The 16,216-nt window shown below is 67.0% G+C and carries 13 protein-coding genes and 2 pseudogenes; 9 read left to right on the plus strand and 6 right to left on the minus strand.

Going from position 1 to position 16,216, the window contains the following annotated elements:
* Nucleotides 1-45: 45 nt before the first annotated feature.
* The 3 genes from I6F36_RS36595 to I6F36_RS36605 all read left to right on the plus strand — a co-directional run bounded on the left by I6F36_RS36595 (nucleotide 46) and on the right by I6F36_RS36605 (nucleotide 2,174).
* Nucleotides 46-537: an NUDIX domain-containing protein gene (locus I6F36_RS36595; RefSeq protein ID WP_036013806.1), complete on the plus strand. Its 492-nt coding sequence runs from the start codon at nucleotides 46-48 to the stop codon at nucleotides 535-537.
* 87 nt (nucleotides 538-624) lie between these two features.
* Nucleotides 625-1,566: a glycosyltransferase family 2 protein gene (locus I6F36_RS36600; RefSeq protein WP_036013795.1), complete on the plus strand. Its 942-nt coding sequence runs from the start codon at nucleotides 625-627 to the stop codon at nucleotides 1,564-1,566.
* A 92-nt stretch (nucleotides 1,567-1,658) separates the two neighbouring features.
* Entirely contained in the window at nucleotides 1,659-2,174 is a 516-nt protein-coding gene (locus I6F36_RS36605) for a GNAT family N-acetyltransferase (RefSeq protein ID WP_036013792.1), read from the plus strand.
* Between the two features lie 278 nt (nucleotides 2,175-2,452).
* Here the strand turns inward: I6F36_RS36605 and I6F36_RS36610 are convergent, their stop codons facing one another.
* The 6 genes from I6F36_RS36610 to I6F36_RS36635 all read right to left on the minus strand — a co-directional run bounded on the left by I6F36_RS36610 (nucleotide 2,453) and on the right by I6F36_RS36635 (nucleotide 12,360).
* Nucleotides 2,453-4,843 carry a TonB-dependent receptor gene (locus tag I6F36_RS36610; RefSeq protein WP_225173112.1) on the minus strand — a complete coding sequence of 797 codons (2,391 nt, stop codon included), beginning with the start codon at nucleotides 4,841-4,843 and terminating at the stop codon, nucleotides 2,453-2,455.
* Between the two features lie 144 nt (nucleotides 4,844-4,987).
* The gene (locus I6F36_RS36615) at nucleotides 4,988-5,395 is read right to left on the minus strand and encodes a DUF2946 domain-containing protein (RefSeq protein ID WP_036013788.1); all 408 of its coding nucleotides are present in this window, start codon (nucleotides 5,393-5,395) and stop codon (nucleotides 4,988-4,990) included.
* Nucleotides 5,396-5,539: 144 nt separating this feature from the next.
* Nucleotides 5,540-7,603: a hypothetical protein gene (locus I6F36_RS36620; protein WP_225173113.1), complete on the minus strand. Its 2,064-nt coding sequence runs from the start codon at nucleotides 7,601-7,603 to the stop codon at nucleotides 5,540-5,542.
* Nucleotides 7,604-7,610: 7 nt separating this feature from the next.
* Nucleotides 7,611-10,421, minus strand: coding sequence for a DUF4159 domain-containing protein (locus I6F36_RS36625; RefSeq protein WP_225173114.1), 2,811 nt, complete (start codon nucleotides 10,419-10,421; stop codon nucleotides 7,611-7,613).
* On the minus strand, nucleotides 10,418-11,362 hold the full coding sequence (locus I6F36_RS36630) for a DUF58 domain-containing protein (protein ID WP_036013782.1): 945 nt from the start codon (nucleotides 11,360-11,362) through the stop codon (nucleotides 10,418-10,420). Before I6F36_RS36630 ends, I6F36_RS36625 begins: the two co-directional genes overlap by 4 nt.
* Nucleotides 11,362-12,360 carry a MoxR family ATPase gene (locus I6F36_RS36635; RefSeq protein ID WP_025038173.1) on the minus strand — a complete coding sequence of 333 codons (999 nt, stop codon included), beginning with the start codon at nucleotides 12,358-12,360 and terminating at the stop codon, nucleotides 11,362-11,364. The genes I6F36_RS36630 and I6F36_RS36635 overlap by 1 nt, the downstream gene beginning before the upstream one ends.
* Nucleotides 12,361-12,628: 268 nt before the next feature.
* Here I6F36_RS36635 and I6F36_RS36640 point away from each other — a divergent pair, with 268 nt between their 5' ends.
* The 6 genes and pseudogenes from I6F36_RS36640 to I6F36_RS36665 form a co-directional block, all read left to right on the plus strand.
* Entirely contained in the window at nucleotides 12,629-13,240 is a 612-nt protein-coding gene (locus I6F36_RS36640; protein WP_225173115.1) for a DUF1285 domain-containing protein, read from the plus strand.
* Nucleotides 13,241-13,242: 2 nt separating this feature from the next.
* A complete protein-coding gene (locus I6F36_RS36645; RefSeq protein ID WP_225173116.1) occupies nucleotides 13,243-13,914 on the plus strand; it encodes a CoA pyrophosphatase in 672 nt (223 codons plus the stop codon).
* On the plus strand, nucleotides 13,911-14,174 hold the full coding sequence (locus I6F36_RS36650) for a DUF6111 family protein (RefSeq protein ID WP_036013774.1): 264 nt from the start codon (nucleotides 13,911-13,913) through the stop codon (nucleotides 14,172-14,174). The genes I6F36_RS36645 and I6F36_RS36650 overlap by 4 nt, the downstream gene beginning before the upstream one ends.
* A 10-nt stretch (nucleotides 14,175-14,184) precedes the next feature.
* Nucleotides 14,185-15,441 carry a CCA tRNA nucleotidyltransferase gene (locus I6F36_RS36655; RefSeq protein WP_225173117.1) on the plus strand — a complete coding sequence of 419 codons (1,257 nt, stop codon included), beginning with the start codon at nucleotides 14,185-14,187 and terminating at the stop codon, nucleotides 15,439-15,441.
* 64 nt (nucleotides 15,442-15,505) lie between these two features.
* A pseudogene (locus I6F36_RS39940) lies at nucleotides 15,506-15,626 on the plus strand (sulfite exporter TauE/SafE family protein); the annotation flags it as partial.
* A gap of 211 nt (nucleotides 15,627-15,837) precedes the next feature.
* A pseudogene (locus tag I6F36_RS36665) lies at nucleotides 15,838-16,216 on the plus strand (porin family protein); the annotation flags it as partial.

A 16,216-nucleotide genomic window follows, 5' to 3' on the forward strand; every position in this document is an offset into this window, starting at 1 on the left:
GCCCCGCGCAAGCAGGGCCTGAAACAGGGGGCGTCAAGGAGCCTGATGGGAGAACGTCTGAACCGAGCCCGACGGAAAGCCGAGCCGCTGCTGCGGCGGTTCTTGCACGGCTATTTCCTGCTCGTCCGCGGCATGACGCTCGGCGTCCGTGCCGTGGTGCTGGATGCCGACAATCGCGTCTTCCTGGTCAGGCATAGCTACGTCAGCGGCTGGTATTTGCCTGGCGGCGGCGTCGATTTCGGCGAGACCATGGAAGAGGCGTTGCGGCGCGAGCTCAAGGAGGAGGGCGACATCGATCTGACCGGCGAGGCGATCCTGCACGGCGTCTTCCTCAACAGCCACGTCTCCCGCCGCGACCACGTCGCGGTCTACGTGGTCAGGCAGTTCAGGCAGGACCGCGTCCCTGAGCCCAACCGCGAGATCGTCGAATGCGGATTCTTCGACAATGCCGCATTGCCCGAGGGCACCACGCCCGGCACGCGGCTGCGGATCGCCGAAGTGCTCGATGGCAGGCCCGTGATTGCGACGTGGCGCTGAGGGCAGCTTGTGCTAGTAACCCGCTCGACGCGCACGGCAGACCACGCCGCTCGGGCGCGAGCCGACAAGCCTCGGAGTGCTGCCCTGATGACCACAACGCAACTTCGTATCGCGGTGCTGGTGCCCTGCTACAACGAGGAGGCCGCGGTCGCGACCGTCGTTGCCGATTTCCGCAAGGCGCTGCCCGCGGCGGAGATCTACGTCTACGACAACAATTCGCGCGACCGGACCGCCGCGGTCGCGCGCGAAGCCGGTGCGATCGTGCGCAGCGAGCGCCGGCAGGGCAAGGGCCACGTCGTGCGCCGCATGTTCGCGGACGTCGAGGCCGACGTCTATGTGCTGGTCGATGGCGATGCCACCTATGATGCGCCGAGCGCACCCATCATGATCGACAAGCTGCTCGACGAGCATCTCGACATGGTGGTCGGGCTTCGCGTCGATCAGGTCCAGGCTGCCTACCGGCTCGGCCACCGCACCGGCAACCGCATGCTGACCGGCTTCCTGTCCGACACCTTCGGCCACGCTTTCAAGGACCTCCTGTCCGGCTACCGGGTGTTCTCGCGCCGCTTCGTCAAATCCTTTCCCGTCCTCTCCGACGGCTTCGAGATCGAGACCGAGCTTGCGGTCTATGCGCTGGAATTGTCGCTGCCGGTTGCCGAGGTCGAGACGCCCTATTATGCGCGCCCCGAAGGCTCGTTCTCCAAGCTCAACACCTGGCGCGACGGCTTTCGCATCCTCGGCACCATGCTGAAGCTCTATCGCAGCGAGCGGCCGTTGCGCTTCTTCACGGTGATCGGAATCCTGCTGGCGCTGGCGTCGATCATCTTCGCGATTCCGATCGTGATCACCTTCATCGAAACCGGCCTCGTGCCGCGCCTGCCCACTGCCGTGCTGTCGATGGGCCTGATGATCATGGCCTTGCTGTCGGTGTCGTCAGGGCTCGTGCTCGATACGGTGACGCGAGGGCGGCGGGAGATGAAGATGCTGGCCTATCTGTCCCAGCCGGCGTCGAAACGGAACGCAGGTTGAGCCAGGCTTGCACTTCGCCCGCCGGGAGGTAAACGGGGCACCGCCGCCGCCCATGGACCTTCGCAGGCGCAAGTGCTACTCCGCGAATTGACATGAACGATCTCTCACTGACCATTCTTCCCGAAGCCGCCGGCGACGCTCAGGCGATCGAGCGGCTGCACGAACGCACCTTCGGCCCCGGCCGCTTCGTGCTGAGCGCCTACCGGATCCGCGAGCACGTCGACCATCTGCTCGAACTGTCCTTCACGGCCCGTATCGGCACGCTCCTGGTCGGCTCCGTCAGGCAATTGCCGATTCTGATCGGCCAAACGCCGGCGCTGCTGCTCGGGCCGCTCACCGTCGAGCCGCCGTTCCGCGATCGCGGCATCGGCCGTCAGTTGATGGAGCGCGCGCTGAAGGACGCCAGGGAAAAAGGCCACCGCCTCGTGCTGCTGGTCGGCGACGAGCCCTATTACGGCCGCGTCGGCTTCAAACAGGTGCCGAAGGGCCGCGTCACCATGCCCGGCCCGGTCGATGCCGCGCGCATCCTGGTGTTCGAACTCGTCGACGGCGCCTTCGAGGGCGTGTCGGGCGCGGTCGGCCCCGACTGGAGCAAAGCGCGGACATAGGGCGGCGCGCGTCGTTGGAAACGCCGTAGCCCGGATGGAGCGCAGCGCAATCCGGGAAGGTCTTCCGCAACGAGAGAACCCCGGATTACGCTACGCTCCATCCGGGCTACGACACTGCTCGTATCTCATCCGGCTAAGAGACCGTCGAGAAGACGCGCGGCTGCGCGCGTCATACTCCGTCATTGCGAGCGCAGCGAAGCAATCCAGAGTCTTTCCGCGGAGGCGGTCTGGATTGCTTCGTCGCAAGGGCTCCTCGCAATGACGGCGCGTGTCGTTACCTAGAACTTGAAGTTCGCGAACGCCCTGACGCCGATGCCGGGCAACAGCACCTGGTCCTTATTGAAGGAGACGGCATTGCGGATGTTCTCGTTCAACAGGTTGTTGCCGACGAGCCCGACATGCATCTCGCGCGCGCCGAACCAACGTTGATCGAGCTGCGTTTTGTAGCTGACCTCGGCCCTTAGCAGGTTGTAGCCGGGCGTCGGCGTCTCCGCGATCGGTGCGATGTCGTTTTGCGCGAACGCGTGCAGCAGGTTGATCCGGGCAAACCATTCGGCGTCGCGATAGTACACACCACCGCCCAGCCGCTGGGGCGGAATGCGTGGCACGTTAGTGCCGTCGTCGAAGGTCGCGCGCACGATGTCGTATTGACCCTCGATGCCCCAGATCCCGTTCCAGACCGGCATCACGTCGTACTGGAACTGGAATTCGCCGCCCCGGAATGTCGCGTCGCGCTGCGAATAGACCGCCTGATTCAGTTCGAGGCCAGCGCCAAGCTGGCAAACGCCGTCCTCACACGTGTTGCCGGTCAGGCGCCGGTAGATGAAACCGTTGAACTTGGTGTAGTAGCCGGTGATTTCGAAGCGAAGCGGTCCTACCGCTCGTCGCAGTCCCGCCTCGACCGACTTGGCGGTCTCGATGCCGAGATTGGGATTGCCGATGTCGAAAGTGGTGGTGGCATCGTGGCCGCCGCGCGAAAACAATTCCGCCGGTTTCGGCGCACGCTCGACATATTGGCCGGTGATGCTGGCGACCAGATCCCAGGGAAGGCTGTGGATCAGGCCGATGCTCCCGCTCACCGGCGTGAAGTTGCGGTTGACCGCCGTTGCGGGGCCGATCGCGGCCGGATCGACGGCGAGGTCGAACACATCGGGGACGAAGGCCGGCGCCGTGCCGCTCAACCTTGCGCTCTCGACGCGTCCGGCGATCTGAGCCTTGGTGGCTTCGCTGAACTTGAACTCATTGAAGATGTACCCGGCGACCTTTGTGTTCTTGTTCGGATCGAACAGTCCGTTGATCGGGCTGCCTGGATCGTCCGGACTCGGCGCGGTCAACTTCTGGTGCGAAGCCTGAACGCCCACAGCGGTGGTCAGCGCAGCAAAGCGGACGTCGAACGGCGCAAGCTGCACCTCGACGCGGCCTTCCTGTTCCTTGTTGGTGAAGGTTTGTCTCACGCCGAGGGAGCTGAGGTCGGCAGAGTCGGCGAGCCCGACCTCATCGTGCTTATAGTCGGTGGCGCTGGCCCAGAACCGGATCGCATCGATCGCCGCCGCGTCCGGCCGATACTCGCCTTTTGTCGTGAACTTCGTTTGTCGTCCGTCGATCCGCGTCAGGAACTCGCTGCCCTCGATACCGGGTATGTGATAGAGCGCGTTGTGCTGCGTGATCGCCGCGCCCACGTAGCCGCCGTCGAAGATGTAGGAGCCGCCGACAGATCCGCCGTAGGCCTGCGATGCCGAATTCGGCTGGCGTCCGTTGAACGGCAGCGTCGGGTCGGTCAAGAACGGATAGCTCGGGATGTTGTAGTCGCCGGCCTTGCGGCCAAAGGCATCGGCGTGGAAGGCAAAGTTGCCGCCGCCGGCATCGAGCAGCACGGCACCTTCGGTCCCGCGATCGACCGAAGTTACGGCCGTCCGCGTTTCCGCGGTGATGCAGCCCGGCGATCCCACGTTTGCCAGCGGCGCCTTGGTCGGGAGTCCGTAAGTCGGAAAGGGCGCCGTGCAGGACGGCAAGGCATCCGGAATTCGATTGTTGGTTGCGCTGACCACGCCACCGATCGCGGTGGAGCCGTAGCGCAGCGTCGCCGGTCCGCGGATGACCTCGACCTGGGTGGCTGCCAGCGGATCAATCGGCACGAAGTGATCCTCGCCGAGATCGGACGCGCCGTTGCTGCCTGTTCCGTTCTCGATAATGCCGACCCGGTTGGTGTCGAGCCCGCGAATGATCGGGCGGCTGGATGCGCCGGGTGCGTATTCAGAGCCGGTGATGCCGGGCTTGGAGAACAGGAGATCGCCGAGCGTGCCGCCGCCGTTGCGCCGAATCTCCTCGTTCGGCACCACGGTGACGGTCGCGAATTGATCGGTCACAACAGGCAGCACGCCTTGCTGAGGCGCGGCGAGCACGGGAGCTGCCGGTGCCGCTTCAGCTGCCTGCTCGCGGCTGCGCACCCGCGCGGTCCGCGTGCCTCGGCCTGCGTTGCGGGTCGGCACCACTGCTCTGCGTACGATCGGGCTCGGCGCCGTTACGGTGATGGCGGGGAGCTCGGTCGACGATTTGTCTTGTGCCGGTCGTTGTGCCGAGTCTTGGGCGAACGCGGATGTAGCGGCGGCGCCGAGCAGGAGCAGGCTTGCTCCGCCAAGGCGCTGCGCGCGTCGCAATTGAAATGACATGGTCCTGATTCCACTCAGGCGCCGTCCGGATGATGCTCTGCTGATCGGAGGCGGCCTGCCGTCGCGACGCGACGGAATTCGACTTCAACTTCTCCCAGGCACTTGCCGATGTGCGGCGAGGCTGGGTGTGATCAAGCGTTGGAGTCAGGACGCAGGAGGGGCGCGCGGCTGGAACGCCGTGCGGGCCGATGTCAGATGAGCGAACTCGGCGTCGAGGCTGCGCCGGAGCAGCTCGATCGCCTGCGGCAGCAACAGCACGGGCGGCGTCGCCGACACGATCGTGCCCGCCATCGCAATGATGGCGCAGATGGCGCAACTCTCGTCGCGCGAATGCTCGCGGTCGGGACTTGAGGGCGATTGCTTCTCGACGGCGGCGCCGTCGGTCGCTGCAACGTCCTTGGCGCCGCCTTCGATGTGCTGGACCGATGATTGAGCAAAAGGCGCGGCCTGCGCGAACCAATGGCTGTGGCCGAACGTCAGCGCGAGCTGCACCAGCATCGCGAACAACGCGAGCCGGGCGCCGTGCCTGCTATTCGACCGGAACCACTTCATCTGGAAAACGCCACCCCCACACCGGGGCGTCAATCCCAGGACGCCGCGATGTTATAGTATAACATCGCCTGATCAGTTCACCGATGTCAACGGCAGGCCGGTTGGGCGCGCACTCGCCGCCCAGCCGATGTGTCGTTCAGGCAACTACCGCCCCTCGCGCACCCAGGTCGCCGCGAATGCGCCGAGCAGCAGCAGCAGGCCGATCAGGCCGGAGAAGATCGGCAGCACGCCGACGCCCTTGACCACGCTGGCATCGCGCATCCGCACGCCCATCCACCCGTCGCCGTGGAACATGCCGACCGAGCGCACCGGCAGGATGCGCGGCAGCTCGACGCTCGAGCTAGTAGCCACGCGCACGGCATCGCCGCCCGTCGCCTGTGTCAGCGGCTTCAACGTATCGACCGTGGAGGTGACTTCCGAAAATTCCTTCGGATTGGTCGGGCCGACATTGATCAGCGCTTTCAGCGTGCCGTCGGTCGCCTGCCACAGGCCGAGCTCGCTCGCCGGCAGGCTGGCGCGCCACTCGCCGGGATCGCCGGCGCTCAGCGTCAGATCCTGCGACACGCCCGACGGCGATGTCACGCTGACGGGCTGGACGCTGTCCGCCATGGTCTGACGCACCACGACGAGGTCCTTGCCCTGCACCTGGAGGCGCAACGCCTCCTCGTCGAGATCAGGCTGCTTCATCAGCCAGTGCGACATCCGCCGCAGCAGGTCGAGATGCGGACCGCCGCCCTCATAGCCGCGCGCCCACAGCCAGATGTGGTCGGACAGCAGGAGCGCGACGCGGCCCTCGCCGAAGCGCGACAGGAACAGCAGCGGCTTGCCGTCGACGCCGGTCATGACGGGCGGGTTGACCGCATTGCGGGTATCGACGGTGCGGAAGAACCGGCTCCAGCGCGGCGGCTCGCTGGCGGAGCCTTCCAGCCCGCGCGTGACGGGATGGCGTTTGCCGAGGTCGGACAGATGCGCATAGAACGGCTTCTCGGTGACGCCGACCGGTTCGGCCGGCAGCACCGAATCGAGCGGCGTGCGCCAGATGCTGCTGTTCGAGGCATAGTCGGGGCCGGCCGAGACCAGCACGGCGCCGCCTGCGCGCACGTAACGCGCCATGTTCTCGAAATAGGGGATCGGCAGCACGCCCTGGCGGGCATAGCGGTCGAAGATGATCAGCTGGAATTCGTTGATCTTCTGCTGGAACAGCTCGCGGGTCGGAAACGCGATCAGCGACAATTCGTTGATCGGCGTGCCGTCCTGCTTCTCCGGCGGGCGCAGAATGGTGAAATGCACGAGGTCGACGCTGGCGTCGGACTTGAGCAGGTTGCGCCAGGTGCGCTCGCCCGAATGCGGCTCGCCCGAGACCAGCAGCACGCGCAGCTTGTCGCGCACGCCGTCGATGGCGACGACGGCGCGATTGTTCACCGGCGTCAATTCGCGCTCCAGCGGCGAGGCCTCGATCTCGACGATGTTCGGCCCGGCATGCTTGATGTCGACGTCGACGCTCGCGGCCTGGCCGCTGGAGAGCGTGCGCTCGTTGATGACCTCGCCGTCGCGGCGGACCGTGACCCTGGCGCGCTCGCCGGTGACACCCTGGTCGTCGAGGCGGTAGGAGATGGTCTGGCTCTGCCCGACGATACCGAAGCGCGGCGCGGCGGTGATCGCGATGCGGCGGTCGCGCTCGTCCTTCTGGCCCGTGACCAGCGCGTGCACCGGCGCCTGGAAGCCGAGCGCGGCGGCGTTCGCGGGAATGTCGTGGACGCGGCCGTCGGTGATCAGGAACGCGCCGGCGACGCGGTCGACCGGGACGTCCGCCAAGGCCGAGGCCAGCGCGCCGAACAGCTTGGTGCCGTCGGTCTCGCCGTCGGCCTGTCCGGCCTCGACGACGCGGACCTCGAGGCCCTTGATCTTCTTCAGGCTGTCGACCAGCGCCTCCTGCGCTTGCGCAGCTTCGCGATTGCGGTTGCCGAAGTTCTGGCTCGGGCTCTTGTCGACGACGACAGCGGCGACCGAGGTGAGGGGATCGCGGTCCTCGCGGGTGAAGGAGGGATTGGAAAGCGCCAGCAGGAACAGCGCCAGCGCGGCCACCCGCACCGCGGCGCCGCGCGCGCGCGCCAGCAGCAGCACGAGCGCGACAATGACGATCGCGACGAGCGCGAGCCACAGCACGATGGTAGGAACAAGCGGTGTGAACGCGATGCCGTAGTTCATGTCGATCCTATTGCCCCAGCCGTTCGATCAGCGCCGGAGCGTGGACCTGGTCGGCCTTGTAGTTGCCGGTCAGCGTGTACATCACGATGTTGGCGCCGGCGCGGTAGGCGAATTCGCGCTGGCGGGGGTCGCCGCCGGTCACCGGCAGCATGGCCTGTCCGTCGGGCCGCACCGCCCAGGCGCCGGCCAGGTCGTTCGAGGTGATGATGATCGGCGAGACGCCGTCGCCGCCGCGCGCCGGCCGCTGCGCGCTCTCATCGTCGTCTTCGCGCGGCAAGGTCTCGACCCAGGTCTGGCCGGCGGTGAAGCGGCCGGGGAAGTCGCGCAGCAGATAAAAGGTCTTGGTCAGCACGTGCTCGCGCGGCACGGGCTCGAGCTCGGGCACGTCGAGCGAGGACAGGATCTCGCGCAGCGTCTGCATCGCCGGCGTCTGCGCCGCGCCGTTGGCGCCGGGCGGCGCCTCGATCGCGTCGCGGGTGTCGAACAGCACGGTGCCGCCCTGCTTCATGTAGACGTCGATCTTGTTGATGGCGTCCTGCGGCGGCTTCGGCGCGCCCGGCACGATCGGCCAGTAGATCAGCGGGAAGAACGCGAGCTCGTCGCGCGCGGGATCGACGCCGACGGGATCACCGGCCTCGAGCGCCGTGCGCTGGGCCAGGAACAGCGTCAGCCCGTTCATTCCCGCCTTGACGATGGAATCGACATCCGCATTGCCCGTGACGACATAGGCGAGGCGGGTCTGCGACACCGACTTCATCGCGAACTCGTCCGTGACGCCGTCGGCGCGCGACGGCGCCGGCGAGAGCGCCGCGAATCCCGCGAGCAGGGCGAGCACGATCATCGCGGGCGCGGCGCGGCGGCGCAGCAGCGCGGCAATGCCGCCGCCGAGCACCGCGATGATGATGGCGTCGATCAGGAACAGCGCGAGCGCCGTCGACAGCAGCCAGCCGCGCAAATCGCGCGGCTCGGCATTGGTGTAGGTGGCGTGCCGGGCGCGCAGGCTCGCGGTGTTCAGGGCGGCGATGCGGTCGGCGCTGGCAAGCGTGTTCACGGCGAGCGGTCCTTCTGCCGGGCCGTAGAAGCCGGGCGGATGATCTGATGTGGCGCGGTCGCGGTAATCCGCAGGAAGCGGCTTGGCCGTCGCGGGCGGCGGACCAAACGCGCCAAATCCGTCGAGGATGTGCAGCGGCGCCACGGTCTCAGTGGTCGCTTCGCCGGCAACGCCAGCGCCGGGCTTCGCGGTGTAGCCGGACATGTCGACCACCCGCCGCAGCATTTCGACGAAGGTGCCCGACATCGGTAAGTCAGACCAGCGCATGTCGGCGCTGACGTGGAACAGGCTGACGAGGCCCTTGCCGCGATGCTCGCCGGTGACGAGCGGGGTGCCGTCTTCCAGCGAGGCCCAGCTCTTGGTGGCGAGCACGGCGTCGGGCTCGGCCAGCACCTGCCGGCTCACGGTGACGTCCTTCGGCACTGCGACCCCGGCGAACGGACCGTCGGCGGCGAAGGAGGCGAGATGCTGCGGCTTCTCCCAGGTCAGGCTGCCGCCGAGCGTGCGGCCGCCCTTGCGCAGCTTGACCGGCACGAGGTCGTCCTCCGCCTGTGCCAGCCGGGGCCCAGCGAACCGCACCAGCACGCCGCCCTGGTCGATCCAGGCATTGAGGCGTTCGCGCAGCTCGGGGGCGATGGTGCCGACATCGGCGAGGATGATCATCGGCAGCTTCTGGTCGAGGAACTGCGTGATGCCCTGCTGCGGCGAGCCCTTGTCGGCGAGCCGGACGTCGGCGAACGGCGCCAGCGCGCGGGTGAGATAGAAGGTCGGCGCCAGCAGTGGCTGCGCGGTCTCGCTGGTCGCGCCCGAGATGATGCCGATGGCGCGGCGGCGCCAGCGCTTGTCGAGCAGCTGCACCGCGCCGGCCGAGCGCTCGCCGGAGATTTCGAGCCGCGTGATGTCGTTGCGCAGCTCGACCGGCAGGTCGAACGCCGCCTCGGTTTCCTTGTCCTGCGGGCCGAACGAATAGCGCGCTTCGCCGATCGGCGACGCCTTCTGGTCCAGCGCGCGTACCGTGCCGACCGCAATCCCGCTGTCGGTGCGCAGCACCTTCACCGTCATCTTAGCTGCGGCGTTCTCGGCGGCGACCAGGGCCAGCGGCGAGGAGGTGCCGCCTGCGAACACGGTCAGGCTGCGGTCGCCGATGGTCTTGCCGAGGCCGGCCACGAAGTCCTCGCCGCGGCCGGTGTCGACGCCGTCCGAGAGCCAGGCGATCTCGCAGTCGCCGGTGACCTTGAGGAAACGGTCGACCGCGGCCAGCGTCTCGACGCGGTCGATCGAATAGGGCTTTGGCGCCAGCTGCCGCAGCGCGACGCGCGCCGCACCCGCCGGCATCAGCGTGATGTCGCGGTTCGGCTCGGACAGCGGCACCAGCGCGATGCCGCGGCCGTCATTGTCGGCATTGGCGATAAGCTCATCGGCGGTCCTGATCCTGACGTCCCAGTGCGATGCGGCGCTCCAGCCGTCGTCGAACATGATCATCAGCGGCGCCTTGCTCCCGGCGACGCCCGTTTGCGGATTCCAGATCGGGCCGGCGGCGGCGAAGATCACCAGCGCGGCGGCGAGCAGGCGAAGCGCGGTCAGCCACCACGGCGTCCGTGAGGGCGTCTCTTCGAGCGGCGTGATGTCGAACAACAGCCGCGTCGGCGGAAACTCGATGCGGCGCGGCCGGGGCGGCATCACGCGCAGGAGCCACCACAGCACGGGCAGGCTGACGAGGCCGATCAGGAGCAGCGGTTGCGTGAAGGCGAGCGGCAATCCCATCATGCGGCCGGCCCCGCCTTGATCGTCGTGGTGCGGGCGCCCGACTTGCTCACCTGCATGCCGGCATGCAGGAACAGCAAGAGCTCGGCGGCGGAGCGGTCGGTCGCGTGCGTCGTGAACAGCCAGTCGAGCTTGTTGGTCTCGGCACGGATCTGGTCGCGGTGCAGCGCAAGCCGCGCGGTGTAATCCTGCGCCCAGCTCTCGGCGCGGCCGGCGGTGATCACGCCAAAACCTTCGGGCTCGACGAACTCGACGCGGCCGGAATAGGGGAACGATTCCTCGGCGGGATCGACCACCTGCACCATCGTGCCGTGCGCGCCGGAGCTGGACAGCCCGGCGAGCGTCGTCCTGATCTCGGCGATCGGCGACCAGAAATCCGACAGCACGATGATCTCGGCCAGCGCGGCCGGAACGAAGGATGGCGGCAGGCTTAGTCGGTCTGCATCGTCATGCAGCATCGCCTGCGCCATCCTGTCGATGACGCTGCGGCTTGCGGTCGGCGCCATCAGCCCGGGAATGCCGACGCGCTCGCCGCCGGCGACGAGCAGCTCGGCCAGTGCGAAGGCGACGATCAGTGTCCGCTCGAGCTTGGACTCGCGCGCAGTCTTCGAGGCGAACGCCATCGAGGGCGAGCGGTCCGGCCAGATCCAGACCGTGTGCGAGGCTTCCCATTCCAGCTCGCGCACGTACAGATGGTCGTCGCGCGCCGAGCGGCGCCAGTCGACGTTCTGCGACGGTTCGCCCGAGACGAAGCGGCGGTACTGCCAGAAGTTTTCGCCCGAGCCGGCGCGGCGCCGTCCATGCAGGCCGTGGATGACGTTGGCGGCGATGCGGCGGGCCTCGAGCACCAAGCGCGGCAACGAAGCGGCGAGCGTGCGGCTTTCGCCATCTGCACGTCGGATCGCCAATATCTCCTTCGCTGCCCGCCCGTTCTCCGCTGCCATCAACCGATCCGTGTCTTCAATTGCCGGATCACGTCCGGAATCGTGCGGCCTTCGGCGCGCGCCTGGAACGTCAACGCCATGCGGTGCTTCAGCACGGGCTCGGCAAGGTCGAGCACGTCGTCGATCGAGGGTGCGAGGCGGCCGTCGATCAGCGCACGCGCGCGCACCGCCAGCATCAGGGATTGGCTGGCGCGCGGGCCGGGGCCCCAGGCAATGAACTTGCCGGCTTCGCCGGCGTCCGGACCCGGGCGGGCCGAGCGCACCAGTGAGAGAATCGCCTCCACCACGGAATCGCCGACCGGCAGGCGCCGGATCAGGCGCTGCGCGGTGATCAGCGCATCCGGCGTCATCGCGCCCTTGGCCAGAGTCTCCTCCGCGCCCGTGGTTTCAAACAGGATGCGGCGCTCGGCATCGCGGTCGGGATAGTCGACGTCGATCTCCATCAGGAAGCGGTCGAGCTGGGCTTCGGGCAGCGGATAGGTGCCTTCCTGCTCCAGCGGGTTCTGCGTCGCGAGCACGTGGAACGGTTTCGGCAGATCGTGACGCGCGCCGGCGACGGTGATGTGCTGCTCCTGCATCGCTTGCAACAACGCCGATTGCGTGCGCGGGCTGGCGCGGTTGATCTCGTCGGCCATCAGGAGCTGCGCGAACACGGGACCGGCAATGAAGCGGAAGGCGCGCCTTCCCGCGGTGCTCTCGTCCAGCACTTCGGCGCCGAGAATGTCGGAAGGCATCAAATCGGGCGTGAACTGGATGCGCTTGGCGTCGAGACCGAGCGTGACGCCGAGCGTCTCGACCAGCTTGGTCTTGGCAAGGCCCGGCACGCCGATCAGGAGCGCATGGCCGCCGGAGAGAATGGTGACCAGCGTGTTCTCGATCACGCGATCCTGGCCGAAGATGACCGAAGCGATCGCGTCCTTGGCCGCGCGAACCTGGCTCGACACCTGCTCGGCCGAACGGACGATCCCGTCCTCGAGTTTCTCGACACTCTCCGCCATTCGCTTGCTCCTTCAGCCTGTGCAACGCGGCTTGCTTGCATCGTCAGCCTGTCACGTCAGGTCATCACGCCAGATCATGGGCCCCATGCTAGACTTGCAGGAAAGCCATGTATTCGTTGAATTAACCTATCCCCACCTTATCGGCTTCGGGGTATGTACGGCATCACGAAGTGGCGACCTCCACACCGGGCTATTCCGGATGGAACCGCGCACCTAAGTACAACGTAGACCTGCACCAATCGTGCCAATCACAAAGTCAGGGCAAACCATGGCGAACCAAGGGCAGAGCGCCGATCGGGGTCTCGAGGGACTGACTGCCGCCGCCAAAAGCGCTGCCAATGCCGAAGGCGCCAAGAAAGGCCTGCCTCCGGTGCATCTGTGGAATCCGCCGTTTTGCGGCGATCTCGACATCCGAATCGCCTTCGATGGTACTTGGTTCTACATGGGGACGCCAATCGGGCGTCCCGCCCTGGTGCGGCTGTTTTCGACCATTCTCAAGCGCGAGGGCGACAAGCATTTCCTGGTCACGCCGGTGGAGAAGGTCGGTATCCGCGTCGACGATGCGCCGTTCATGGCGGTCGAGATGCAGAAGGACGGCGAGGGCAGCCATCGCGTGCTGCACTTCCGCACCAATGTCGACGACTGGGTCACCTGCGACGCGGCGCACCGGCTGCGCTTCGAGCAGGCTAGGGATGGCGGGCTGACGCCCTATCTGCACGTCCGCGCGGACCTCTGGGCCAAGGTGACGCGCGCGCTCTATTACGATCTGGTTGACATGGGCGAGGAGCGGATGGTCGATGGCCAGCCGATGTTCGGTGTCGAGTCGGCCGGCGAGTTCTTCGCCATGGCCGATGCGGAGCAGGTGAGGGCGGCGCTTTGAATTTGAACAACCCTATCCTGACGAACGAGCCGGTCGCGCTTGGCGCTGCGGATTTCTTCGCCCGCTCCAGGGCGCGGCTCGGCTTCGACGTGCCGCCCGGCCTCTATGATCCCAACATCATCCCCGCCTCGGGCGATCCCGGCACCGACAAGATGCTCGAGATCATCGCGCGCGAGCAGCCGGTGCGTCCCGCAGCGGTCCTGATCGCGGTGGTCGACCATCCCGAGCCCACCATCCTGCTGACGCAGCGCTCGGCGCATCTCAACGACCATGCCGGCCAGATCGCCTTTCCCGGCGGCAAGATCGACGCGATCGATGCCTCGCCGCTCGATGCGGCGCTGCGCGAGGCCGAGGAGGAGGTCGGGCTGGCACGCGACTTCGTCGAGCCGCTCGGCTATCTCGATCTCTACGGCACCGCCTTCGGCTTCCGCATCCTGCCGACGGTTGCCAGGGTCAGGCCGGGCTTTTCGCTCAGCATCAACCATTCCGAGGTTGATGATGCGTTCGAGGTGCCGCTATCCTTCCTGATGAATCCGGTGAACCACCAGGTGCACAGCAAGGAATTCCGCGGCACGCCGCGATCCTATTACGCGATGCCGTTCGCGGAACGCTACATCTGGGGGGCGACGGCGGGCATGCTGCGTGTGCTGTATGAGCGGATCTATTCGTCATGATCCGGACGGTTCTGACCGAGATCGGAATCTTCCTCATCCCCTTTGCCGTCTATGCGCTGTTCCTGGCGGCGACGCGGTCCGGTGTGTTCGCACGCTCCTCATGGCCGGTCGCGATCGTCGCGCGTCTTGCACTGGTGGCGATCGTGCTGGTCATCGCCGGCCTCATCGGCTTGGCGGAGTTCTCCGGCGCGCCGCCGGATTCGACCTACGTCCCCGCCCATATCGAGGACGGCAAGCTCGTGCCGGGCACGGAAAAGTAGGGGCGGGTCCATGAGCGCGGAGCCTTTACTCGCCGATGCGCCCTGGCTTACCGCAGGCGGCACCGCGCGCGTCCTGGCGCTGCTCGGCACCGATGGCGAGGAGGCGCGGGTGGTCGGCGGCGCCGTGCGCAACGCGCTGCTCGGTCTTGCGCCGGGTGACATCGACATCGCGACCACGGCGCTGCCGGACGAGGTGATACGGCGGGCCAAGGCTGCCGGCATCAAGAGCGTGCCGACCGGCATCGACCACGGCACGGTCACGCTGGTGATCGACGCCCACCCCTATGAAGTCACGACGCTGCGCGAGGACACCGAGACCTTCGGCCGCAAGGCCAAGGTCGCGTTCGGCCGCGACTGGATGAAGGATGCCGAGCGGCGCGACTTCACGATGAACGGCCTGTCGGTCGATGCACGCGGCGTGGTTTACGATCATGTCGGCGGCATCAACGACGCCAAAGCGCGGCGCGTGCGCTTCATCGGCGATCCCGACCAGCGCATCGCCGAGGATTACTTACGCATCCTGCGCTTCTTCCGCATCCATGCCGCCTTCGGCGCCGGCGATCCCGACCCGGACGGCTATCTCGCCTGCATCCGCCGACGCGCGGGCCTGGCCAGCCTGTCGGCCGAGCGGGTGCGCATGGAGATGCTCAAGCTGCTGGTCGCCGGTGGTGCGGCTGCGGCCGTGCGAGCCATGGCCGAGGGCGGATTGCTGCAGGCGTTGACTGGCGGCGTCGTCTATACGGGTCCCCTGGACACGATGATCGCGATCGAGCGCGAGCTCGGCCTCAGCCCCAGCAGCACGCGGCGCCTGGCCGCGCTCTCGGTCGCCGTCACCGAAGACGCCAAGCGCCTCGCCGTGCGCCTGCGGCTCTCCAATGCCGAGGCCAAGGCGCTGGATTCGATGGGGCACCGCTGGTGGCGCCTCGCCACCAAGGACGAAGCCAATGCACGGCGCTTGCTGTACCGGCTCGGGCCCGAGAGCTATCACGATCGCGTATTGCTTGGCTGGGCACGCAACGGCGGCGACGTCACCTCGATACGCTGGCGCGCGCTTGCCGAGCTGCCGCAGCGCTGGACCGCGCCGAAATTTCCGCTGAAGGCCGCCGACTTCATCGCCCGCGGTCTCGCCGAAGGACCTGCGCTCGGCCATGTGTTGGCGCTCGCTGAAGACGCCTGGCTCGCAGCGGATTTCCCGCTGGAAGAAGCCGCGCTCGCTACGCTCGCCGATCAAGCCGTGGCCCGCATCAGAGGCGACCAGAAAGATTGACCATCGTCTCGGGCTTCGCCGATATCTCGCTTCTGCAGCTTCTGCTTCGGTATGGCCGTGCCCGGCGTTCTTCGCCAAGGCCTTCGTCGATGCCGGTGCACATCCGCACCGCGATCCTCGATGCCGCCGTGATCACCGGCGGGCTGGTGATGATCTCGGCAGCGGCGAGGCAGCTCGTGGTCTAACGACGCCGGCTGAAATGGCGTTCTTGGCGTCTGAGGAGCATCTGATGTCGCGAAAATCTGGCGGCGTCGCGTCAGGCGAACTTCGCGCGCACAAACCGTGTTCCGCAGTTCCACGCTGTGTCGCCGACGCTACAGCAATATTGCGAGACCACCTCTATACCTTGGCTTAAGCGGTGCCGCCTTGTCACGCGCACAGCGTTCGAGGGAAGTCATGAAATTCATTGTCTCCAAATCCATCGTCTCTGCTGCCCTTCTGGCCTCGGCTGTGTGTCTCTCCCACGCCGCCTCCGCGGCCGATCTTGCCAGGGCCTACACCAAGGCGCCGCCCGCGCCGGTCGCATTCAGCTGGACCGGTTTTTACGCCGGCGTGCATGGCGGTTATGGCTGGAGCGATCCGACGGCGACCTTCGATCCCGGCGCGCTCGCAACCGGGACGGTGCCCGGCTATGTCGTCACGGGTGGCACTGGGCCGTTCACCCTGGATGTGAGCCCCAAGGGCGGATTCGGCGGCGGCCAAATCGGCTATAACTGGCAGTCCGGCACGTTCGTGTATGGTCTGGAAGCGGATGTCAGCGGCGCTGCCATCAGGG

It is taken from the genome of Bradyrhizobium sp. BRP19 (genome assembly GCF_020194195.1).
GTDB classification, from domain to species: Bacteria; Pseudomonadota; Alphaproteobacteria; order Rhizobiales; family Xanthobacteraceae; genus Bradyrhizobium; species Bradyrhizobium yuanmingense.

What these genes read in the sequence shown, in the direction of transcription:
- I6F36_RS36595 (WP_036013806.1), top strand. Translation starts at nt 46, where the DNA reads ATGGGAGAACGTCTGAACCGAGCCCGACGGAAAGCCGAGCCGCTGCTG.
- I6F36_RS36600 (WP_036013795.1), top strand. Translation starts at nt 625, where the DNA reads ATGACCACAACGCAACTTCGTATCGCGGTGCTGGTGCCCTGCTACAAC.
- I6F36_RS36605 (WP_036013792.1), top strand. Translation starts at nt 1,659, where the DNA reads ATGAACGATCTCTCACTGACCATTCTTCCCGAAGCCGCCGGCGACGCT.
- I6F36_RS36610 (WP_225173112.1), bottom strand. Translation starts at nt 4,843, where the DNA reads ATGTCATTTCAATTGCGACGCGCGCAGCGCCTTGGCGGAGCAAGCCTG.
- I6F36_RS36615 (WP_036013788.1), bottom strand. Translation starts at nt 5,395, where the DNA reads ATGAAGTGGTTCCGGTCGAATAGCAGGCACGGCGCCCGGCTCGCGTTG.
- I6F36_RS36620 (WP_225173113.1), bottom strand. Translation starts at nt 7,603, where the DNA reads ATGAACTACGGCATCGCGTTCACACCGCTTGTTCCTACCATCGTGCTG.
- I6F36_RS36625 (WP_225173114.1), bottom strand. Translation starts at nt 10,421, where the DNA reads ATGATGGGATTGCCGCTCGCCTTCACGCAACCGCTGCTCCTGATCGGC.
- I6F36_RS36630 (WP_036013782.1), bottom strand. Translation starts at nt 11,362, where the DNA reads ATGGCAGCGGAGAACGGGCGGGCAGCGAAGGAGATATTGGCGATCCGA.
- I6F36_RS36635 (WP_025038173.1), bottom strand. Translation starts at nt 12,360, where the DNA reads ATGGCGGAGAGTGTCGAGAAACTCGAGGACGGGATCGTCCGTTCGGCC.
- I6F36_RS36640 (WP_225173115.1), top strand. Translation starts at nt 12,629, where the DNA reads ATGGCGAACCAAGGGCAGAGCGCCGATCGGGGTCTCGAGGGACTGACT.
- I6F36_RS36650 (WP_036013774.1), top strand. Translation starts at nt 13,911, where the DNA reads ATGATCCGGACGGTTCTGACCGAGATCGGAATCTTCCTCATCCCCTTT.
- I6F36_RS36655 (WP_225173117.1), top strand. Translation starts at nt 14,185, where the DNA reads ATGAGCGCGGAGCCTTTACTCGCCGATGCGCCCTGGCTTACCGCAGGC.